This window comes from Streptomyces sp. NPDC029122, from assembly GCF_055569445.1.
Genome location: NZ_JBVHWK010000039.1, coordinates 27,254 through 47,139, shown reverse-complemented (window position 1 = coordinate 47,139; position 19,886 = coordinate 27,254). Strand labels below are relative to the sequence as shown.

The 19,886-nt window shown below is 72.4% G+C and carries 20 protein-coding genes; 15 read left to right on the top strand and 5 right to left on the bottom strand.

Translation table 11 applies throughout. The features are described 5' to 3' along the window. Positions 1–49 precede the first annotated feature (49 nt). Positions 50–1,036: an SAM-dependent methyltransferase gene (locus ACZ4WZ_RS31495; protein WP_467896176.1), complete on the top strand. Its 987-nt coding sequence runs from the start codon at positions 50–52 to the stop codon at positions 1,034–1,036. 93 nt (positions 1,037–1,129) lie between these two features. Here ACZ4WZ_RS31495 and ACZ4WZ_RS31490 read toward each other — a convergent pair whose 3' ends face one another. Beyond that, a complete protein-coding gene (locus ACZ4WZ_RS31490; RefSeq protein WP_467896175.1) occupies positions 1,130–2,680 on the bottom strand; it encodes a M28 family metallopeptidase in 1,551 nt (516 codons plus the stop codon). A gap of 169 nt (positions 2,681–2,849) precedes the next feature. Further along, complete coding sequence (locus ACZ4WZ_RS31485; protein ID WP_467896174.1) at positions 2,850–3,974, bottom strand: DUF5937 family protein; 1,125 nt, start codon at positions 3,972–3,974, stop codon at positions 2,850–2,852. A 226-nt stretch (positions 3,975–4,200) separates the two neighbouring features. On the opposite strand from ACZ4WZ_RS31485, the gene ACZ4WZ_RS31480 reads away from it, so the two are divergent. Further along, positions 4,201–4,410, top strand: a complete 210-nt coding sequence (locus ACZ4WZ_RS31480) for a hypothetical protein (RefSeq protein WP_467896172.1) — start codon at positions 4,201–4,203, stop codon at positions 4,408–4,410. Positions 4,411–4,505: 95 nt separating this feature from the next. On the opposite strand, the gene ACZ4WZ_RS31475 is transcribed toward ACZ4WZ_RS31480, so the two are convergent. Both ACZ4WZ_RS31475 and ACZ4WZ_RS31470 read right to left on the bottom strand, forming a co-directional pair. Next, complete coding sequence (locus ACZ4WZ_RS31475; RefSeq protein ID WP_467896170.1) at positions 4,506–5,594, bottom strand: hypothetical protein; 1,089 nt, start codon at positions 5,592–5,594, stop codon at positions 4,506–4,508. Positions 5,595–5,734: 140 nt separating this feature from the next. After that, on the bottom strand, positions 5,735–6,856 hold the full coding sequence (locus ACZ4WZ_RS31470) for a threonine aldolase family protein (protein WP_467896169.1): 1,122 nt from the start codon (positions 6,854–6,856) through the stop codon (positions 5,735–5,737). A 196-nt stretch (positions 6,857–7,052) separates the two neighbouring features. Between ACZ4WZ_RS31470 and ACZ4WZ_RS31465 the strand changes: the two genes are divergently transcribed. The 12 genes from ACZ4WZ_RS31465 (at position 7,053) to ACZ4WZ_RS31410 (ending at position 16,166) form a co-directional block, all read left to right on the top strand. After that, on the top strand, positions 7,053–7,967 hold the full coding sequence (locus ACZ4WZ_RS31465; protein ID WP_467896167.1) for a Rossmann-like and DUF2520 domain-containing protein: 915 nt from the start codon (positions 7,053–7,055) through the stop codon (positions 7,965–7,967). After that, positions 7,964–8,971, top strand: coding sequence for a pantoate--beta-alanine ligase (gene panC / locus ACZ4WZ_RS31460; RefSeq protein ID WP_467896165.1), 1,008 nt, complete (start codon positions 7,964–7,966; stop codon positions 8,969–8,971). Before ACZ4WZ_RS31465 ends, panC begins: the two co-directional genes overlap by 4 nt. Continuing rightward, positions 8,968–10,698, top strand: a complete 1,731-nt coding sequence (locus ACZ4WZ_RS31455) for an L-aspartate oxidase (RefSeq protein WP_467896163.1) — start codon at positions 8,968–8,970, stop codon at positions 10,696–10,698. Before panC ends, ACZ4WZ_RS31455 begins: the two co-directional genes overlap by 4 nt. 2 nt (positions 10,699–10,700) lie before the next feature. Further along, entirely contained in the window at positions 10,701–11,669 is a 969-nt protein-coding gene (gene nadC, locus ACZ4WZ_RS31450) for a carboxylating nicotinate-nucleotide diphosphorylase (RefSeq protein WP_467896196.1), read from the top strand. A 3-nt stretch (positions 11,670–11,672) separates the two neighbouring features. Continuing rightward, positions 11,673–12,482 (top strand): type III pantothenate kinase, encoded by an 810-nt coding sequence (locus ACZ4WZ_RS31445; RefSeq protein ID WP_467896161.1) that lies wholly within the window; start codon positions 11,673–11,675, stop codon positions 12,480–12,482. A 156-nt stretch (positions 12,483–12,638) separates the two neighbouring features. Then, on the top strand, positions 12,639–13,391 hold the full coding sequence (locus ACZ4WZ_RS31440; RefSeq protein ID WP_388944808.1) for a GntR family transcriptional regulator: 753 nt from the start codon (positions 12,639–12,641) through the stop codon (positions 13,389–13,391). Positions 13,392–13,528: 137 nt separating this feature from the next. After that, entirely contained in the window at positions 13,529–13,720 is a 192-nt protein-coding gene (locus tag ACZ4WZ_RS31435) for a DUF397 domain-containing protein (RefSeq protein ID WP_467896159.1), read from the top strand. A gap of 89 nt (positions 13,721–13,809) precedes the next feature. After that, positions 13,810–14,403: a hypothetical protein gene (locus ACZ4WZ_RS31430; RefSeq protein ID WP_467896157.1), complete on the top strand. Its 594-nt coding sequence runs from the start codon at positions 13,810–13,812 to the stop codon at positions 14,401–14,403. 13 nt (positions 14,404–14,416) lie between these two features. After that, positions 14,417–14,584, top strand: a complete 168-nt coding sequence (locus ACZ4WZ_RS31425; protein WP_467896155.1) for a hypothetical protein — start codon at positions 14,417–14,419, stop codon at positions 14,582–14,584. Between the two features lie 80 nt (positions 14,585–14,664). Further along, positions 14,665–15,120, top strand: a complete 456-nt coding sequence (locus ACZ4WZ_RS31420) for a BlaI/MecI/CopY family transcriptional regulator (RefSeq protein WP_467896153.1) — start codon at positions 14,665–14,667, stop codon at positions 15,118–15,120. 9 nt (positions 15,121–15,129) lie between these two features. Then, the gene (locus ACZ4WZ_RS31415; RefSeq protein ID WP_467896151.1) at positions 15,130–15,663 is read left to right on the top strand and encodes an amino-acid N-acetyltransferase; all 534 of its coding nucleotides are present in this window, start codon (positions 15,130–15,132) and stop codon (positions 15,661–15,663) included. A 164-nt stretch (positions 15,664–15,827) separates the two neighbouring features. Further along, the gene (locus ACZ4WZ_RS31410) at positions 15,828–16,166 is read left to right on the top strand and encodes a histone-like nucleoid-structuring protein Lsr2 (protein ID WP_361599506.1); all 339 of its coding nucleotides are present in this window, start codon (positions 15,828–15,830) and stop codon (positions 16,164–16,166) included. On the opposite strand, the gene ACZ4WZ_RS31405 is transcribed toward ACZ4WZ_RS31410, so the two are convergent. Then, positions 16,145–16,735 carry an SCO3374 family protein gene (locus ACZ4WZ_RS31405; protein ID WP_467896149.1) on the bottom strand — a complete coding sequence of 197 codons (591 nt, stop codon included), beginning with the start codon at positions 16,733–16,735 and terminating at the stop codon, positions 16,145–16,147. The genes ACZ4WZ_RS31410 and ACZ4WZ_RS31405 overlap by 22 nt on opposite strands. A gap of 451 nt (positions 16,736–17,186) precedes the next feature. On the opposite strand from ACZ4WZ_RS31405, the gene ACZ4WZ_RS31400 reads away from it, so the two are divergent. Beyond that, the gene (locus ACZ4WZ_RS31400) at positions 17,187–19,712 is read left to right on the top strand and encodes an ATP-dependent Clp protease ATP-binding subunit (RefSeq protein WP_388944829.1); all 2,526 of its coding nucleotides are present in this window, start codon (positions 17,187–17,189) and stop codon (positions 19,710–19,712) included. Positions 19,713–19,886: the final 174 nt, after the last annotated feature.

The following is a 19,886-nucleotide window of genomic DNA, read 5'->3' as shown; positions in this document are numbered from 1 at the left end:
CGACAGGGGCGTACTCCGCAAGGTGGAGGGTCGGCTTAACCTGTGAGGGATGAGCGCTCAGGGTGAGGTCAGGGGGCCGGTCCGGTGGCGGGCCGCGATGGAGGCCGCGCTGTACGGGCCGGACGGTTTCTACGTCCGGCCGGGCGGGCCGGGGCCGGCGGGGCACTTCCGGACCTCCGTGCACGCCTCCGCCCTGTACGCCGGGGCCGTGGCCCGGCTGCTGGCGTGGGTGGACGGGGCGCTGGGCCGGCCGGAGCGGCTCGACCTGGTCGACATGGGGGCCGGGCGGGGGGAGCTGCTGGCCGGGGTCCTCGCCGCGCTGCCGGCGGAGACGGCGGCGCGGGTGTGCCCGTACGCGGTGGAGCGCGCGGCGGAGCCCGCGGGGCTGGACCCCCGCATCCGCTGGGTGGCCGAGCCCCCGGAGGGGACCACCGGGCTGCTGTTCGCCAACGAATGGCTGGACAACGTACCGCTGGAGATCGCCGAGGACGGCCGCTACGTCCTGGTCGCCCCCGACGGTACGGAGACCCCCGGCGGGCCGCTCGACGCCGACGACCGGCTCTGGCTGGAGCGCTGGTGGCCCGGGGCGGCCGGACCGGGAGGCGGCCGGGCGGAGATCGGCCGGGCCCGCGACGAGGCCTGGGCGGCGGCGGTGGCCACCCTGGACCGGGGCCTGGCGGTGGCCGTGGACTACGCCCACACCCGCGACGCCCGCCCCCCGTACGGCACCCTCACCGGCTTCCGCGCGGGCCGCGAGACCGCCCCCGTCCCGGACGGCGGCTGCGACGTCACCGCGCACGTCGCGCTCGACGCCTGCGCGGGACCGGGCGCGGCCCTGTTCACGCAGCGCGAAGCCCTGACCGCACTCGGGGTCCGCGGCGGCCGTCCCCCGCTGGCCCTGGCCTCCACCGACCCGGCGGGCTACGTCCGCGCCCTGTCGGCGGCGGGCGAGGCGGCGGAACTCACCGCGCGCGGGGGCCTGGGCGACTTCGGCTGGCTGGTCCAGCCGGTCGGCACCGGCCCCTGGCCGCGGTAGCGGCCCGGGGGCCACGGCCGCCGGCCGTCGCGGACACGGCCGAGGGGCCGGCGTTCCTGGCGGAACCCCGGCCCCTCGTGCGTACGGCTGTTCCTACTGCTCGACGTCGTGGTCGTGGCCCGGGCGCAGACCGCCGCCGTTGCCGGAGCCGGTGGACGGCTGCGAGACGACCGGCTGCGTCAGCGGGGCCAGGTCCCAGGCGTAGTGGCCCACCGCGTTCGCGATGACGTCGACGTTGATGTCGAGCGCCTTCTGGTCGATGTTGGTGATGTCGTCACCCTTGCCGTGGTAGTTCGGGTCGTAGGCGATACCCGCCGTACCACCGAACTTCGCGGCCTGCTCCGGGGACTTGATGCCCTCGGCGCCGGTGTCCGTACCGCCCGACGGGATGCCGGCCTCGATGAACGGGCCGTAGTCCGAGCGGCCGGTGAAGTCGCTGCCCTCGTGCGGGATGTTCTGCGCGTCGAGGAAGTCGGTGATCTGCCTCTCCAGCTGCGCCGAACCCTCCGGGCCGGGGCCCGAGCCGACCTTGTCGGAGTCGTCGCCGTCGTAGACGAAGTACGCGGCGTTCGGTGAGGCGATCATGTCGAAGTTGAGGTAGAGCTTGATCTGCTTCTTCTGCTCCGGCGTCAGGGAGGCCACGTACGCCTCCGAGCCGAGCAGGCCGAACTCCTCCGCCGACCACCAGGCGAACTTGACCTTGTTCTTGATCTTCGACTGGTTGCTCGCGAGGCGCTGCGCGACCTGGAGGATGCCCGCCGAGCCGGAGCCGTTGTCGTTGATGCCCGGACCGGCCGCGACCGAGTCCAGGTGCGCGCCGAGGAAGACGGTGTTGTTCTCGTCCCCGCCCCGGGTCTCCGCGACGACGTTGTACGTCTTGCGGTTCTCGCGCAGCTCGCGGATGTCGAGGGTGACCGAGACCGGCCCGGCGGCCGCCTCGGCGGCGAGCTTCTCGCCCTCCTGCTGGCTGATTCCGCCGGTGGGGACCTTGCCGGCGTTCGCGTCTCCGAGGGTGCCGTTGAGGGCGCCCGCGGTGTTGTTGTAGATGATCGCGCCGACCGCGCCGGCCGCGGCCGCGTTCGCCTGCTTCGCCGCGAAGGTGCAGCCGCCGCGCTTGACCAGGGCGATCTTGCCGGTGAAGGCGCCGGCCGCGAAGTCGGCGGCCTCGCAGCCGTTGGTGCCGTCGGCGTCGACGGGGGCGACGGCGACGGGCGCGGTGATGCCGCCCTCCGGGCCGCTGGCCGTGTACGTCATCAGCTTGAGCGGGACGTCGCGGCCGTTCGCGCCGTTGACCTTCAGCTTCTCGGAGATCGTCTCGACGTACACGAAGTCGAACTCGTGGCGCGAGACCTCGTACCCGGCGCCCTTCAGCACGGCTTCGACGTACTGGGCGGACTGGACGTGCCCCTTGGAGCCGGCCACGCGGGTGCCGCCGTTGTAGTCGGCGATCGACTGGAAGACCTTCAGGTGGTTGTTGGCACCCTTGCCCGTCGAGTCCTTGACCAGCTTCCTGGCCAGCGCGTCACCCCGGGCGGCATCGCTCTGCGGGCTCGTCGCGCCGGCCGGGCCGGCGAGGAGCAGCGGGGAGACGAGGGCAGCGGCCGCGAGGGCCGCGGTCGCTGTGGCTATACGGCGAGAGGGCATGAAGGTCCTTTCACAGCGGAAGAGCCTGTGGGGGAGTGGTGGACGCACGTTAGACACCAAGAGGCGCCCGTCGCCAGAGTTTTCACTGCTTCCGGTTTGTGAAATCCGGATATCGGCGCCTCCGTAAAGGGCGAAAACCGGCCACTGTCCGATGCCTGGGCGGATCGGCTCAGCGCAGGACGCCCTCGATGAAATCGGAACCTATTCGGGCGACCACGGACAGATCCAACTGGTGCTGGACGTAACGCCCCTGGCGTCTGGTCTGCATCAGCCCGGCCTTCTTCAGCACGGTCAGGTGCCGGGACACCTCCGGGGCGGATATCCCGTAGACGCGCGCCAGCTCACTGGTCGTGTACGGGGCCCGCGCCAGACTCCGGCACAGCCGCATCCGCATGGGGTGCGCCAGGGCCTCCATCCGCCGCTGGAGCAGCTCCACCGAGCCCGGCACGGAGGCCAGTTCCGGCGAGTCCAGCGGATAGTGCACCACCGGCCGCCAGCCCGGCGCGTGCAGCACCAGCAGGTGCGGCCAGCCGAAGTTCGTCGGTACGAAGACCAGCCCCGCCCCGATCCGCGGATCGGTCGCGGTGGCCTGCCCGTTGACCATCTTGTCGGCGGTGATCGTCGTCAGGCCCTCGTCCACGCTCAGCGCCGCCGACACCTCCCGCAGCGCCGCCGGCAGCCCCTTGCGGCGCAGCACCTCCGCCTTGTGCCGGGCGTCCGCGGTCTGCCGGGGCTCCACGCGCCGCCAGGTCTGCGCGAAGAACGCCTCGTCACAGTCCTCCAGCAGCCGCCGCATCCACACCCGCACCCCCGCCGGGTCGTCCAGCAGCCGGACCGAGAACTCCAGCTGCCGCGGCCCGCGCGCGGCCGCCGTCTCCAGCGCCTTCGCCCGCGCGGCCCCGTCCTTGAGCGGATGCGGCCCGCCGCCCTCGTTGTAGAGCGCCAGCCAGCAGTGCTCCAGCGCCGCCATCACGAACCGCTCGTCGTCCATCCGGTCGAGCACGTCCAGCTCCCCGGCCAGCGTCGGCGCGGGCAGACCGGTACCGCCCGGGATTCCGGCGAACGCCATGAAGATGTCGGAGAAGGAGCTGCGCCACATGAATTCGGCTTCGAGGAGCCGGTCCGCGAGGCAGGGGTCGAGCGAAGCGGTGGTGGACCTGGCCCACGACTGCAGCCCCGGGTGATGCGCCGGCTGCGCGAGCGCGTGCAGGGCCATGCAGAGCTCGGCGAGCGGTGACGGCGCGAAGCCGATCCGCTCCTCGGGGAGCCCGGCGATGTCGATGGTGACGCTCATCGCCCCATTTTCACCTTCCCCGCACGCCCCGCACCGCCCGGCCCCGGCGGCCCTCCCGGGCTCCCCGGCGGGGGCGGGGCGGAAGCGCGCGGGGCTACGGGCACCCGTGCGCCCGTACGAGGGTTTACGAGGTGCCCGCGGGGGCGTCGCCGCAGGTGGGAGGCGTCGATTGACGGGGAGCGTCAATCGGCGAGCGCTCTGCGCCCAACGGGGTGAGGGTGGATCCATGACAGCGATCGAGCAGTACCTCGTGGACACCTACCGCGCGACCCGGCACGGCACCGCCATGCCCCCGCCCCCGGGCCGCCACGACCTCGCCACCCTGCGCGCCATCCGCACCGAAGCCCAGTTCAACGCCGTCCTGGCCGGCCGCCCGGCCACCCACCCCTGGCTCCACACCCTGACCCGCCTCCTCCACGGGGGGAGGGTGTGCTGAGGGGGGCGGGACTGACGGGACCCCCCGGTCCGGTCCGAGGGAAGCGCCTCCCCGCGCGCCAGGGCTCCGCCGCCGCGCGGACCTTGTCGGCCGTCTCAGTTGAGGCAGCCCGCCACCGGTGGGGCGCTCGGGGTGCAGTTGGTGGGGAGGTTGTTCTCCACCTGGGTGGCGACGAGGGTCACGGTGCCGCCGGAGTTGAAGATGCCGCCGGGGGCGTTCCTCGCGTAGTTGTAAGTGACCGAGCTGTTCCTGATGGTCGCCGTGGCGGTGCCGGGGGGTGTGGCGGTGTTGGCGATTCCGCCGCCCTGGCCGTCGTCGCCCACGTGCCTGTTGGCGAAGACGGTGACCCGGTCCATGGTCAGCATGCCGCCCTGGTTGAGGATGCCGCCGCCGTGGCCGTTCTGGCTGGCTGAGGTGTTGCCGCGGACGAGGGTGTCCGCGACCGTCGACGTGGCCTGGAAGAGGTGAAGGCCACCGCCGTCCTCGCCGGCGGTGTTGTCGGTCACCGTGCTGGACGTGATGTTCACCGTGCCGCGCCCGTCGATGCCCCCGCCGCTGTCCCTGGCCGTGTTGCCGGTCACCGTGGTGTTCGACAGGGTCGTGGTGCCGAGGGAGAACAGTCCCCCGCCGTTGTTGCTGGTGGAGACGTTGAAGCTCAGCGTGCTGTTGCGGAGGGTGAGGGTGCCGAAGCTGGCGATGCCTCCGCCCGCCCCCGACTGGGTCGTGGCGTTCCTGGTGACCTGCACCGAGTTGAGGGTGAGCCGTCCGCCCTGGTTGGAGATCCCTCCGCCGCCCTCCCCGCCCGAGGCGTCCAGCCCGTCGCGGATCGTCAGGTTGTTGAGGGTGAGGCGTCCGTTGGCGCCTTCGACCTTGAGGATGCGGAAGCTCGCTGTCGAGACGCGCCTGATGGTGCTGCCGTTGCCGAGGACGTTGATCTCGCTGGTGACGGTCGGCAGGCCGTTGTCGGGGTCGCCGGGGTCGCCCGTGGTGAGGGTGTAGGTGCAGCCGGGCGCGAGGATGAGGACGGCGGGGCCCGGAGTCGTGTTCGCCACGGTGATGGCGTTCCTGAGGGCCGTCGCGCTGCACGGGACGAACTGCTGGGCGTGGGCGGGGGAGGGCGCGGCGATGACGGCCGCCCAGGCCATGGCCGCCGTGGTGCCCGCGAGGACGCTGAGCTTAGACATATTTGGACAATAGGTATTTCGGAAGAATCGTCTCCCAGGTCTGCGCGGACGCGCCGGGCGGATGCCCCACGTGGAGCAGGGCGGCATCCAAGCCCTCCCCCGCTCCTGCGGAATGGCCGGCCGCGTCCGTACCGACCCCCCTACACCCGCGCCAGGAACCCCGCCGCCGCCTCGCGGACCTCCTCCGGGGTCCACGTCAGGCCCGGCTCCGTGATCTCCAGCTCCGTCACCGACAGCCCCGGCGGGCCCTCCGCCGACCAGCGGCGGAACAGGGCCGTGCCGGTTTCCTCCGCCAGGCGGGCGCCCGCCTCCGTGAGGCGGTCCGCCTCGTACGGGAGCCACACCTGGAACTGGTGCGTGTGCGGCACCTCCGGGTGGACGCGGGACCACGGCACGCCCGCCTCCGCGAAGGCCTCCGCCAGCGCGGCGGCGACGGCCCGGGCCTGTTCCACGTACGCGGGCAGGCGCGGAAGCTCCCGTTCCAGCCCGGCCAGGGCCGCCAGGGCCTGGGGGAACTGGCGGAAGACCTGGCCCCCGTACCGGTGGCGCCACACCCGGGTCTCCTCCACGAAGTCGCGGGGTCCGGCCAGGCAGGCTCCGCTCAGCCCGCGCAGCGACTTGTAGAAGGAGACGTACACCGAGTCCGCGAGCCCCGCGATCTCCGGCAGGGGCCGGCCGAAGTGGACGGTGGTCTCCCACAGCCGGGCCCCGTCGAAGTGGACGACCGCGTCCCGCTCCCGGGCGGCGTCCACCAGCCCCTCCAGCTCCTCCCACGCGGGCAGCAGGAACCCGGCGTCGCGCAGCGGCAGCTCCAGCATCAGCGTCCCGAAGGGCTCGGGGTGCTCCCGCACCTCCTCCGGCGTCGGCTGGCGCGGCTCCGTCACCGGGTGGGTGGTCCGCAGCCCGGCCAGCGCGGTCAGGGCTCCGCCTTCCCACCGCTCCGGGTGGCTCATGGGGTGCAGGGCCACGACCGGGTTCCCGGTACGTCCCGCCCAGCAGCGCAGCGCGATCTGCTGGGCCATCGTCCCCGAGGGGAAGAACGCCGCGTCCTCGGTGCCGAGCAGCTCGGCGACCCGCCGCTCCAGGTCGGCGACGACCCCGTCGCCGTAGACGTCCGCCGGGGCGTCCAGGTCGTACGGGGCGTCGGCGAGCCCGGCCAGCAGCTCCCGGACGGTCTCCCCCCGGCCGCCGCGCGTCAGGGTCCGGCGGGCGCCCTTCCAGGCGGCCACGAGCCGCTCCGTCCGCTCCGCGTCATCGGTCATGCCCCTGATCATCGCCGACGGCCCGGCCTCCCCGCCCCACCCCGGCACCGCCCCGCCCCGCCCCCGGCACCGCCCACCCAGCCCCGGCACCGCCCCCGCCCCGCGGGCCTGACCGGCACCGGCGTGCCGAAAGGGCCTAGCATGGCGACGTATCGTCCGGTACCCCCCGCGGACTGGAACGGAAGGCCCTCCCCGCGTGAACTCATCCCAGGAACCGCGTCCCGCCCGGCTCACCGTCGGAGTCGTCGGCGCCGGTCGTGTCGGCCCCGCGCTGGCCCGCGCCCTCCAGCAGGCGGGCCACCGTCCCGTCGCCGTCTCCGGGGTCTCCGACGCCTCCCGGCGCAGGGCCGAGCGGATGCTGCCCGACGTGCCGCTGGTGTCCCCGGCGCAGGTGCTGGAGCGGGCCGAGCTGGTGCTGCTCACCGTCCCCGACGACGCCCTGCCGGGCCTGGTCGAGGGCCTCGCCGGGACCGGCGCCGTGCGACCCGGCCAGCTCCTCGTGCACACCTCGGGGCGTTACGGGACCGCCGTCCTGGACCCGGCGCGCCGTGCGGGCGCGCTGCCGCTGGCCCTGCACCCCGCGATGACCTTCACCGGTACCGAGGTGGACGTGCAGCGCCTGGCCGGGTGCTCCTTCGGCGTGACCGCCCCCGAAGAGCTGCGGCTCGCCGCGGAGGCCCTGGTCATCGAGATGGGCGGGGAGCCCGAGTGGATCGCGGAGGAAAACCGTCCGCTCTACCACGCGGCCCTCGCCCTGGGTGCGAACCACCTGGTCACCCTGGTCGCCCAGGCGCTGGAGCTGCTGCGCACGGCCGGCGTCGAGCGCCCCGACCGGATGCTCGGCCCGCTGCTCGGCGCGGCCCTGGACAACGCCCTGCGCTCCGGTGACGCCGCGCTGACCGGCCCCGTCGCCCGTGGCGACGCCGGCACCGTCGCCGCGCACGTCTCCGAGCTGCGCAAGCACGCCCCCGCCACCGTCGCCGGGTACCTGGCGATGGCCCGTACGACCGCCGACCGCGCCCTCGCGCACGGCCTGCTCAAGCCCGAACTGGCCGAGGACCTCCTCGGCGTGCTCTCGGACGACGCCGACCCGAAGGATGCCGAGCGATGACCGGCCCGCTCCAGCTGCTGAACACCGCCGAAGAGCTCCACGCGCTGCCGCGCGGCGGCCGCCGCGCCGTCGTGATGACCATGGGCGCCCTGCACGAGGGCCACGCCACGCTCATCCGCACCGCCCGCGAGGAGGTGGGGCCGGAGGGGCAGGTGGTGGTCACCGTCTTCGTCAACCCCCTCCAGTTCGGGGCCGGCGAGGACCTGGACCGCTATCCGCGCACCCTCGACGCCGATCTGCTGGTCTGCGAAGGGGCGGGCGCCGACGCCGTGTTCGCGCCCGCCGTGGACGAGGTCTACCCCGGCGGAGACCCCCAGGTGCGGATCACCGCCGGCCCGATGGGCGGGCGCCTCGAGGGCGCCACCCGCCCCGGCCACTTCGACGGCATGCTGACCGTCGTCGCCAAGCTGCTCCACCTCACCCGCCCCGACCTGGCCCTCTTCGGCCAGAAGGACGCCCAGCAACTGGCCCTGATCCGGCGCATGGTGACCGACCTGAACTTCCCCGTGGAGGTGGTCGGCGTACCGACGGTCCGCGAGGACGACGGGCTCGCCCTGTCCTCCCGCAACCGTTACCTCGGCCCGGTCGAGCGCCGTACCGCCCTGGCCCTGTCCCGCGCCCTGTTCGCGGGCCGCGACCGGCTCGCCGCGCAGGCCGCGCTGTGCGCCCGCGCCGAGGCCGCTCCCGCCGGCGGCGGACGCGCCACCGCGCTGGCCCGGCTGGGCGAGATCCGGGCCTCCGCCGACGCCCACGCCGTGTCGGCGGCGGCCACCGGCGGCACCGGCCTGCCGGACGCCGTACGGGCCGCCGCGCGGCACGTTCTGGAGGAGGCGGCCCGGTACGAGCCGCCGCTGGTCCTGGACTACCTGGCCCTGGTGGACCCGCAGGACTTCACCGACGTCGGCCCCGACTTCACCGGACGTGCCGTGCTGGCCGTCGCGGCGAAGGTCGGCACGACCCGGCTGATCGACAACATCCCATTGGAGTTCGGAGCACACGCGTGAGCACCACAGGCAACCCGGGCGCCGCCGGTACCGGCATACGGCTGCACGCCCCCGCCCCCGGCTGGGCCCTCGAAGCGGACGTCGTGGTCGTCGGTTCCGGCGTCGCGGGCCTGACCGCCGCGCTGCGCTGCGCCGCCGCGGGCCGCCGTACGGTCGTGGTCACCAAGGCGCGGCTCGACGACGGCTCCACCCGCTGGGCGCAGGGCGGCATCGCGGCCGCCCTCGGCGAGGGCGACACCCCCGAGCAGCACCTGGACGACACCCTGGTCGCGGGTGCGGGCCTGTGCGACGAGGCGGCCGTGCGGCTGCTGGTCACCGAGGGCCCCGACGCGGTGCGCCGGCTCATGGCGGCCGGTGCCGTCTTCGACACCTCCGCCGAGACGGGCGAGATCGAGCTGACCCGCGAGGGCGGCCACCACCGCCGGCGCATCGCGCACGCGGGCGGTGACGCCACCGGTGCGGAGATCTCCCGCGCGCTGGTCGAGGCGGTGCACGCGGCGGGCATCCGTACCGTGGAGAACGCGCTCGTCCTGGACCTGCTCCAGGACGCCGAGGGCCGTACCGCCGGCGTCACCCTGCACGTCATGGGCGAGGGCCAGCACGACGGGGTCGGTGCCGTCCACGCGCCGGCCGTGGTGCTGGCGACCGGCGGCATGGGACAGGTCTTCTCCGCCACCACCAACCCGGCCGTCTCCACGGGCGACGGGGTGGCGCTGGCGCTGCGGGCCGGCGCCGAGGTCTCGGACCTGGAGTTCGTCCAGTTCCACCCGACGGTCCTCTTCCTCGGCCCGGACGCCGAGGGCCAGCAGCCGCTGGTGTCGGAGGCGGTCCGCGGCGAGGGCGCGTACCTCGTCGACGCGGACGGGGTCCGCTTCATGGCGGGCCAGCACGAGCTCGCCGAGCTGGCTCCGCGCGACATCGTCGCCAAGGGGATCATGCGCCGCATGCAGGAGCAGGGCGTCCGGCACATGTACCTGGACGCCCGGCACTTCGGCGCCGAGATGTGGGAGAACCGCTTCCCCACGATCCTCGCCGCCTGCCGGGCCCACGGCATCGACCCGGTGACCGAGCCGATCCCGGTCGCCCCCGCCGCGCACTACGCCTCGGGCGGTGTCCGCACCGACCTGCACGGCCGCACCACCGTGCCCGGCCTGTACGCGTGCGGCGAGGTGGCCTGCACGGGCGTGCACGGCGCGAACCGGCTGGCCTCCAACTCCCTGCTGGAGGGCCTTGTCTTCGCCGAGCGGATCGCCGACGACATCGCCGCCCACCCGCCCGTGGGCAGCGGCCCGGGCATACCCGTGCCCGCCACCGGCCCGCTCCAGCCGGCCGAGGCCCGGTACGAGGTCCAGCGCATCATGACGGACGGCGCGGGCGTGCTCCGCTCCGCCGGTTCCCTCGCGGCGGCCGCCGAGGCGCTGGAGAGCCTGTACACGACGGCCCTGGGCGAGCTGGAGAGCCGGGGCAAGACCGCCGTGCCGGGCGTGGAAACCTGGGAGGCGACCAACCTGCTGTGCGTGGCCCGCGTCCTGGTCGCCGCCGCCCAGCGGCGCGCCGAGACCCGCGGCTGCCACTGGCGGGAGGACCACCCCGACCGGGACGACACCGCCTGGCGCCGCCACCTCGTGGTGCGGCTCTCGCGCACCGAGCGGCGGGCGCTGGTCGTCACCCCCACCGACTCCGCGGACTTCCCGTCCGTAGACCACCCCCTCAGCCTGGAGAAGTGACCGTGAGCACCCCCGAACTCCCCCTGATCGAGCAGAACGAAGGCGGCTGCGGCGACGACTGCGGCTGTGGCGACGGCGAGGAGAGCGGTCTCGACCCGGCGCTCGCCCAGCTGCTGGCGGACGCGGGCCTGGACCCGATCGAGGTCGAGGACATCGCGCACATGGCGCTGTCCGAGGACCTGGACGGCGGGGTCGACGTGACCACCGTCGCGACCGTCCCCGAGGACGCCGAGGCCATCGCCGACTTCGTGGCCCGCGAGGCCGGCGTGGTGGCCGGTCTGCGGATCGCCGAGGCCGTGTTCTCCGTGGTCTGCACGGAGGCCTTCGAGGTGGAGCGGCACGCCGAGGACGGGGACCGGGTCGAGGCCGGCCAGCTGCTGCTGTCCGTCCGCTCCCGTACCCGCGACCTGCTGACCGCCGAGCGCAGCGCCCTGAACATCCTGTGCCGCCTGTCCGGCATCGCGACGGCCACCCGCCGCTGGGCCGACGTGCTGGAGGGCACGGGGGCCAGGGTCCGCGACACCCGCAAGACCACGCCGGGCCTGCGTTCGCTGGAGAAGTACGCGGTCCGCTGCGGCGGCGGTGTCAACCACCGCATGTCGCTGTCGGACGCGGCGCTGGTCAAGGACAACCACGTGGTCGCGGCGGGCGGCGTCGCCCAGGCCTTCAAGGCCGTCCGCGAGGCCTTCCCGGACGTGCCGGTGGAGGTCGAGGTCGACACGATGCACCAGGTCCGCGAGGTCGTGGACGCGGGCGCCGACCTGATCCTGCTGGACAACTTCACCGTCCCGGAGACGGAGGAGGCCGTGACCATCGTCGCGGGCCGCGCCGTCCTGGAGTCCTCGGGCCGGCTGACCCTCGAGACGGCCCGCGCCTACGCGGAGACGGGTGTGGACTACCTGGCGGTGGGCGCGCTGACGCACTCCTCGCCGGTCCTGGACATCGGCCTCGACCTGCGCGAGGCGGTGTAGGCCGTGCTGCTCACCATCGACGTGGGCAACACCCACACGGTCCTGGGCCTGTTCGACGGTGACGAGATCGTCGAGCACTGGCGGGTCTCGACCGACCCGCGCCGGACGGCCGACGAGCTGGCCGTCCTGATGCAGGGCCTGATGGGGATGCACCCGATGCTCGGCAGCGAGCTGGGCGACGGGATCCACGGCATCGCGATCTGCGCGACGGTCCCGTCCGTCCTGCACGAGCTGCGCGAGGTCACCCGCCGCTACTACGGCGACGTGCCCTCGGTGCTGGTGGAGCCCGGGATCAAGACGGGCGTGCCGATCCTGATGGACAACCCGAAGGAGGTCGGCGCGGACCGCATCATCAACGCGGTCGCCGCGGTCGAGCTGTACGGGGGCCCGGCGATCGTCGTGGACTTCGGTACGGCGACCACCTTCGACGCGGTGTCCGCGCGGGGCGAGTACGTGGGCGGGGTGATCTCCCCGGGCATCGAGATCTCGATGGAGGCGCTCGGTGTGCGAGGGGCGCAGCTCCGCAAGATCGAGCTGGCCCGGCCGCGCAACGTGATCGGGAAGTCCACGGTCGAGGCGATGCAGTCGGGCGTGGTGTACGGGTTCGCGGGCCAGGTCGACGGGATCGTGAACAGGATGGCGCGGGAGCTGGCGGGTCCGGGCGGCGACCCGGACGACGTGCGGGTCATCGCCACCGGCGGGCTGGCCCCGATCGTCCTGGGCGAGGCGTCGGTGATCGACGACCACGAGCCGTGGCTGACCCTGATCGGTCTGCGGCTGGTCTACGAGCGCAACGCGCCCAACTTCGAGTGAGTGGCCGGCCGGTGGGGCTCCGCGACGGCGGGGCCCCACCGGCCGGTAGCGGACCGTCAGGCGGAGTCCTCAGCTTGAACCTGATCGGTTAGCTTGTCGGCGTCGGACGCACACCCTCCCGACGCGGCACAGCCGAGACGGCACAGGACGGCCCAAATGCCCCGTAAATCACCTTACTTGCAGGTGGTCGAATCGCTCCGGAACCGCATCGAGGCGGGCGAGTGGGCGATCGGCGACAGACTGCCCTCGCGCGCCCGCTTCGCGGAGGAGTACTCCGTCGGCCAGGGCGTGACCCAGCGGGCCATGGAGCAGCTGATCATCGAGGGCTTCCTCGAGGGCCGGGCCGGCTCGGGCACCTACGTGCGCACCCCGCGGCGGCGCATGCGGATGCTCCGTACCCGCCGCCGCGTCCCCGGGTCCGGCAACACCTTCCGCTCCGAGGCCGCCGCGCACGGCATCGCCGCGTCCTGGGACTCCCGGACCCTGCCGCAGGTCCCGGCGCCCGAGCGGATCGCCGCCCGTCTGGCCATCGAGCCGGGCTCCCCCTGCGTGATGACCCGCTACGAGTTCATGGCCGACGGCAGCCCCGCCGAGCTCTCCGAGTCCTGGGAGCCCCTCGCGATCACCTCGGGCACCCCGATCGTGCTGCCGGAGGTCGGCGAGCTGCGCGGGGCGGGGGTGGTGGCGCGGATGCGCTCGATCGGCATCACCGTCACCTCCGTGGTGGAGGTGCCGCGCCCGTCGCGGGCCAACCAGAACCAGGCCAACCTGCTGGGGATCAGCCTCGGCGCGCTGATCACCGAGATCGAGCGCACGTACCTCGATTCCGACGGCCGCCCAGTGGAGACCGCCGACCTGGTGATCCCCGACTCGCGCTACGAGATCGCGTACGCCTTCCCGGTGGAGTGAGCGGTGACGCGTAGGGTGGGCGGCCGTACTTTCCGACGGCCGGGTTTTTTTACCGGAACCGGCCGGAGCGTGCCTCTCGTGGAGATAGCGTCTCGCTCGAGAAGCACCGCGACCTCGTCCACTGCGGAGGAGACACCATGAACGCGACCGCTCGCCCCGACTGGCGCAAGTCGTCCTACTGCGGCGAGGGTGACGCCTGCGTCTACGTCGCCGCGGCGCCCGGCACCCTGGTGCGCGTCGCCGACCGGGCCGACCCGGCGCACCTGGTGATGGCCACCACCCACGCCGCCTGGGCGGAATTCGTCGAGGCCGTCAAGAAGACCGGCTGATCCACCCGGAGGGCGCGGCGCGGACCTCCGCCGCGCCGCAATGCCGCACCCTCAGGGGATTTTGTCCGATTAGCGCGTATCTTCGCCCCATGCCCACGCCCTACGGATCCCGCGGCGGCATGGCGTTCAGCGCCGCTGAGCTGCACGTGCTCAGGCGCTCCCTCGCCCACGCCCTCCAGTCCTCCACGGCCCCCCTGACGGCCTCCGAGGTGCAGGACTGCCTGCGCCTCGCGGCGTCGGTGGACGAAGCGGTCCTGGAGGCGGGCCGGCTCAGAGCCTTCCTGCTCGACGACCTCGCCCGCTACCGCGGCGCCCTGCCCGGGAGCCTGTCGGGCTACCTGGAGCTGCTCCAGGACGCCCTGGCCGCCGGGTACGAGCCCGGGCCCGACGACCTCGCCGCCCTGCGCGCCCTGCGGGCCAATCCGGTCGCGGCGGCCGTGCTGGAGCGGGCCCGGGCCGTCGCGGGGCGCTCCGTACGCCGCAGGCTCGCGGCGGCGACCGCCCCGGCGCCCCGTACCCGTCTGCTGGCCCTGGCCGGAGGCAAGGAGCAGCCGTCCCCGCCGGAGCCGGTGCCCGCCCCGCCGAAGGAGCCGCCCGCCCGCCCGGTGCCCACCCCGGGCGAGGTCTTCCCGCCGCGCCGCAAGCCCACCCCGCCCCCGGCGGCCGGACGCGCGGCGGTATAGCTACGCTGGGGGCATGGACTACGTCTCCGCGCTCGTGCCCCCCTTCGTGATGGCCGCGTTCTTCATCGCCCTCGTCGTGACGATCGTGAAGAGCCAGGGCGGCGCCAACAAGGCCAAGGAGGACGCGGCCGTCGACGCCGCGATCGCCCGCGCCGAGGCCGGCCCGCAGCAGCAGAAGTGAAGTAACCCCGCCGGGGTTTTCCACCGCGCGTTGCGGCGAATAGTCGGGCAATTCGCCGCAATCAGCACTATTGTGCTGCTGTGCCTCGCCCCTTGGGAGAACTCGAAGACGCAGTGATGACGCGGGTGTGGCAGTGGAACCGCCCGGTCACCGTTCGGGAAGTCCTGGAAGACCTCCAGCAGGAACGGTCCATCGCGTACACCACGGTCATGACCGTTATGGACAATCTCCACCAGAAGGGCTGGGTCCGCCGGGAAGCCGAAGGCCGCGCCTATCGATATACGGCGGTCTCCACCCGCGCCGCCTACTCGGCCGCACTGATGAACGAGGCCTGGTCGACCAGCGACAACCCGGCGGCCGCCCTCGTCGCCTTCTTCGGCATGATGTCCCCGGAACAGCGCGAGGCCCTCCGTGCCGCCGTGCACATCGTCCAGCACGACGAACCCGGCCCCGAGAGCGGCCCCGCCGGCGAGCGCCCCGAGGGGACCGCGGCGGAAGAGGACTCCGGCGCGCACCGGAGCGACCCGGGGCGATAGCGTCCGGGTATGGGAGAGCTTTCCACCACAGACGACGCGAAAACAGTGACGATCCGCCGCGCGCGCACCCGTGATGTTCCCGCGCTGCGCCGCCTGCTCGACCAGTACGTGCAGCAGCGGATCCTCCTCGACAAAGCCCCCGTGGTCCTTTACGAGGACATCCAGGAGTTCTGGGTCGCGGAACGCGAGTCCGACGGGCAGGTGGTCGGCTGCGGGGCCCTCCACGTCATGTGGGAAGACCTCGCCGAAGTGCGCACGCTCGCGGTCGACCGCGACCTGAAGGGCGCCGGTGTGGGGCACCGGGTGCTCGACAAGTTGTTGGAGACCGCCCGCCGGATCGGGGTCAGCCGGGTATTCTGCCTGACCTTCGAAGTGGACTTCTTCGCGAAGCACGGCTTCGTCGAGATCGGCGAGACCCCGGTGGAGACCGATGTCTACATGGAGCTCCTGCGTTCCTATGACGAGGGAGTCGCCGAGTTCCTCGGTCTCGAACGAGTGAAGCCGAACACCTTGGGCAACAGCCGGATGCTGCTGCACCTCTGATCGACCACGGCGGCTATTACGGGCCCGGCCCGGCGGTGGCCTATGTCCGAATCGCGCACGTTTCCCGCCTTGTTGAGGTCCTGAACCTCTCGACGGGGGTTTGTGTTTTTCAGGCAAAAGCGGTTTCCTTTCCGCGTACTGCATTTTCGATGAAAGGAAATCCGGTGGCACAGAAGGTTCAGGTCCTTCTTGTCGACGACCTCGACGGTGGCACGGCGGACGAGACCGTGACGTTCGCTCTGGATGGCAAGACCTACGAGATCGACCTCACCACCGCAAACGCTGAAAAGCTCCGCGGTGCGCTGGAGGACTTCGTGAAGGCCGGCCGCCGCACCGGCGGGCGTGCCTCCGCGGGCCGCGCCAAGGGCCGCGCCGCCGCTTCGCCGGGCAGCCCGGACACCGCCGAGATCCGCGCGTGGGCCAAGGCCCAGGGCCTCAGCGTCAACGACCGCGGCCGCGTCCCGGCCGAGATCCGTGAGGCCTACGAGAACGCCAAGGGCTGAGGCGTACGCCGCCCCAGGCGGGCGCGGTGGCATTCCGTCGCCGCCGCGGCCACCAGGCGTACGAGATCGGGCCCGGCCGGCTCCGCACAGAGTCCGGGCCCGGCCCCCGTGCCCTGCCCCGGAACGGGCAGGGCGGGCAGCGATGCCTCACACCCCAGCTCGGGGGGCCGCAGCCACACGGCGGCCCCCCGAGGGCTTTCCCCCGCGCGCCCGGGAGGCACGGGGGCGGTGATCCTGCCGCCCGCGCCCAGGGCGGTCAGGTCCAGCGCCACCCCGCCCCACTCCAGCCAGTCGAGCAGCCCCTCCAGCTCCTCGGCCGCGCCCGGGGCGACCAGGAACCGCATCCGGCGCCCCATCGCGGCCACCGGGCCGGTGGCGACCCGGCGCCGCAGCACCGCTGCCCCGGCGTCCGAGGGCAGCTCCAGCACGTCGAACCGGATCCCGGTGACCAGCTGCGGGGGCGGCCCGCCCGCGCAGCTCCAGCCGAGCACGCGCTCGTACCAGGCGCGGGTGCCGTCCTCGGACGGGACGCGGGGCGAGGGGACGCTCACGGCGGCGCTGAGGGACATGACCGGAGCAACTCCGGTCGGCGTCGAGTGGTTACGCGACGCGTCCGAACCGACGCGCAGCGTAAACGCCGGGCGGGCGGAGTCCCACATTCGGGACGCGGGCTTGTTCGCCCGTAGCGGAGGGGACCCCGTCCAGGGGCATGGAGTGTCAGTCCTTACGGGTAAGACATTCCTAGTGGATCGGGGCGACACGCTGATTTGAGCGGGTTCCGTTCGCCATCGGCGTACACCTGTGACGGGTATCTGCCTGGCCTGCGGGAACATCGTCTCGCACCATCGAGTTGGAGCAGTAGTCGGCTCTTACAGCCGGTTTTCCTCACCGACGTGGGGGTGAGCCGTGGACGGATGTCGGCAGTTGGAATGAGCTGTCCCGTCCCGCGGGACTAGCATGCGGAAGGACAGGGCGGGGACCGACCCCGAACTGCCCGACCGCTCTGAGGAGCGATAAACGATGTTCGAGAGGTTCACCGACCGCGCGCGGCGGGTTGTCGTCCTGGCTCAGGAAGAAGCCCGGATGCTCAACCACAACTACATCGGCACCGAGCACATCCTCCTGGGCTTGATCCACGAGGGTGAGGGTGTCGCCGCTAAGGCCCTGGAGAGCCTCGGGATTTCGCTCGAGGCTGTTCGCCAGCAGGTTGAGGAGATCATCGGTCAGGGGCAGCAGGCCCCGTCCGGCCACATCCCCTTCACCCCGCGGGCGAAGAAGGTCCTGGAGCTTTCGCTCCGAGAGGCCCTCCAGCTCGGCCACAACTACATCGGCACCGAGCACATCCTGCTCGGCCTGATCCGCGAGGGCGAGGGCGTCGCCGCCCAGGTCCTCGTGAAGCTGGGCGCCGATCTGAACAGGGTCCGGCAGCAGGTCATCCAGCTGCTCTCCGGCTACACCGGGGGCGGCAAGGAGTCGGCCACCGCAGGCGGCCCGGCCGAGGGCACCCCCTCGACCTCGCTGGTCCTCGACCAGTTCGGCCGCAACCTCACCCAGGCTGCCCGTGAATCCAAGCTCGACCCGGTCATCGGGCGCGAGAAGGAGATCGAGCGGGTCATGCAGGTGCTGTCCCGCCGGACCAAGAACAACCCGGTCCTCATCGGCGAGCCCGGCGTCGGCAAGACCGCCGTCGTCGAGGGCCTGGCACAGGCGATCGTCAAGGGCGAGGTCCCCGAGACCCTCAAGGACAAGCACCTCTACACGCTCGACCTGGGTGCCCTGGTCGCGGGCTCCCGCTACCGCGGTGACTTCGAGGAGCGCCTGAAGAAGGTCCTCAAGGAGATCCGCACCCGCGGCGACATCATCCTGTTCATCGACGAGCTCCACACCCTCGTGGGTGCGGGTGCCGCCGAGGGCGCGATCGACGCCGCCAGCATCCTCAAGCCCATGCTGGCCCGTGGTGAGCTCCAGACCATCGGTGCCACGACGCTGGACGAGTACCGCAAGCACCTCGAGAAGGACGCGGCCCTCGAGCGCCGCTTCCAGCCGATCCAGGTGGCGGAGCCTTCCCTCCCCCACACGATCGAGATCCTCAAGGGCCTGCGCGACCGCTACGAGGCCCACCACCGCGTCTCCATCACGGACGAGGCCCTCGTCCAGGCGGCGACGCTGGCGGACCGGTACATCTCGGACCGCTTCCTGCCGGACAAGGCGATCGACCTGATCGACGAGGCCGGCTCCCGGATGCGCATCCGCCGGATGACCGCGCCGCCGGACCTCCGCGAGTTCGACGAGAAGATCGCGGCCGTCCGCCGCGACAAGGAGTCGGCCATCGACTCCCAGGACTTCGAGAAGGCGGCTTCGCTCCGTGATTCGGAGAAGCAGCTGCTGACCGCGAAGGCCAAGCGCGAGAAGGAATGGAAGGCCGGCGACATGGACGTCGTCGCCGAGGTCGACGGCGAGCTCATCGCCGAGGTCCTCGCGACCGCGACCGGCATTCCCGTCTTCAAGCTCACGGAGGAGGAGTCCTCCCGCCTCCTGCGCATGGAGGACGAGCTCCACAAGCGCGTCATCGGCCAGAAGGACGCCATCAAGGCGCTCTCCCAGGCCATCCGCCGTACCCGTGCGGGTCTGAAGGACCCGAAGCGTCCCGGTGGCTCGTTCATCTTCGCCGGCCCGTCCGGTGTCGGTAAGACCGAGCTCTCCAAGACGCTGGCCGAATTCCTCTTCGGCGACGAGGACGCGCTGATCTCCCTCGACATGTCGGAGTTCAGCGAGAAGCACACGGTTTCCCGCCTCTTCGGTTCGCCCCCCGGCTACGTGGGCTACGAGGAGGGCGGCCAGCTGACCGAGAAGGTCCGCCGGAAGCCGTTCTCCGTCGTCCTCTTCGACGAGGTCGAGAAGGCGCACCCGGATATCTTCAATTCCCTTCTCCAGATCCTGGAGGACGGTCGCCTGACCGACTCCCAGGGCCGGGTCGTGGACTTCAAGAACACGGTCATCATCATGACGACCAACCTGGGTACGCGGGACATCTCCAAGGGCTTCAACCTGGGCTTCGCGGCCCAGGGCGACGTCAAGACCGGTTACGACCGGATGAAGGCGAAGGTCAACGAAGAGCTCAAGCAGCACTTCCGGCCCGAGTTCCTGAACCGTGTCGACGACACGGTCGTCTTCCACCAGCTCAGCCAGGAAGACATCATCCAGATCGTCGACCTGATGATCGCCAAGGTGGACGAGCGCCTCAAGGACCGCGACATGGGCATCGAGCTCAGCGGTGACGCGAAGCAGCTCCTGGCCAAGCGCGGCTACGACCCGATCATGGGTGCGCGCCCGCTGCGCCGGACCATCCAGCGCGAGATCGAGGACCTGCTGTCGGAGAAGATCCTCTTCGGCGAGCTGCGCCCCGGTCACATCGTGGTCGTCGGCGTGGAGGGTGAGGGCGAGAACGCCAAGTTCACCTTCCGCGGCGAGGAGAAGTCGGCCCTGCCGGACATCCCCCCGATCGAGGCCACGGGCTCCGGCCCGGACCTTTCCAAGGGCGCGTAAGCGCCGGCGGCGCTCGCCGCGGGCGTAGGGGGGGGGGGGGGGGGGGGGGGGGGGGGGGGGGGGGGGGGGGGGGGTGTGTGGTGGTGGGGGGGGGGGGGGGGGGGGGGTGGCGGGAAGGGGTCGGCGAGGCCCTCGTCTTTATAATCCCTCTTTCTTCTCGTTCCATTTCTTCTC

Bases quoted from the DNA above. Each gene is read 5' to 3' on its own strand.
- ACZ4WZ_RS31495 (WP_467896176.1), top strand. From the start codon at position 50: ATGAGCGCTCAGGGTGAGGTCAGGGGGCCGGTCCGGTGGCGGGCCGCG.
- ACZ4WZ_RS31490 (WP_467896175.1), bottom strand. From the start codon at position 2,680: ATGCCCTCTCGCCGTATAGCCACAGCGACCGCGGCCCTCGCGGCCGCT.
- ACZ4WZ_RS31485 (WP_467896174.1), bottom strand. From the start codon at position 3,974: ATGAGCGTCACCATCGACATCGCCGGGCTCCCCGAGGAGCGGATCGGC.
- ACZ4WZ_RS31480 (WP_467896172.1), top strand. From the start codon at position 4,201: ATGACAGCGATCGAGCAGTACCTCGTGGACACCTACCGCGCGACCCGG.
- ACZ4WZ_RS31475 (WP_467896170.1), bottom strand. From the start codon at position 5,594: ATGTCTAAGCTCAGCGTCCTCGCGGGCACCACGGCGGCCATGGCCTGG.
- ACZ4WZ_RS31470 (WP_467896169.1), bottom strand. From the start codon at position 6,856: ATGACCGATGACGCGGAGCGGACGGAGCGGCTCGTGGCCGCCTGGAAG.
- panC (WP_467896165.1), top strand. From the start codon at position 7,964: ATGACCGGCCCGCTCCAGCTGCTGAACACCGCCGAAGAGCTCCACGCG.
- ACZ4WZ_RS31440 (WP_388944808.1), top strand. From the start codon at position 12,639: ATGCCCCGTAAATCACCTTACTTGCAGGTGGTCGAATCGCTCCGGAAC.
- ACZ4WZ_RS31435 (WP_467896159.1), top strand. From the start codon at position 13,529: ATGAACGCGACCGCTCGCCCCGACTGGCGCAAGTCGTCCTACTGCGGC.
- ACZ4WZ_RS31430 (WP_467896157.1), top strand. From the start codon at position 13,810: ATGCCCACGCCCTACGGATCCCGCGGCGGCATGGCGTTCAGCGCCGCT.
- ACZ4WZ_RS31425 (WP_467896155.1), top strand. From the start codon at position 14,417: ATGGACTACGTCTCCGCGCTCGTGCCCCCCTTCGTGATGGCCGCGTTC.
- ACZ4WZ_RS31415 (WP_467896151.1), top strand. From the start codon at position 15,130: ATGGGAGAGCTTTCCACCACAGACGACGCGAAAACAGTGACGATCCGC.
- ACZ4WZ_RS31405 (WP_467896149.1), bottom strand. From the start codon at position 16,735: ATGTCCCTCAGCGCCGCCGTGAGCGTCCCCTCGCCCCGCGTCCCGTCC.
- ACZ4WZ_RS31400 (WP_388944829.1), top strand. From the start codon at position 17,187: ATGTTCGAGAGGTTCACCGACCGCGCGCGGCGGGTTGTCGTCCTGGCT.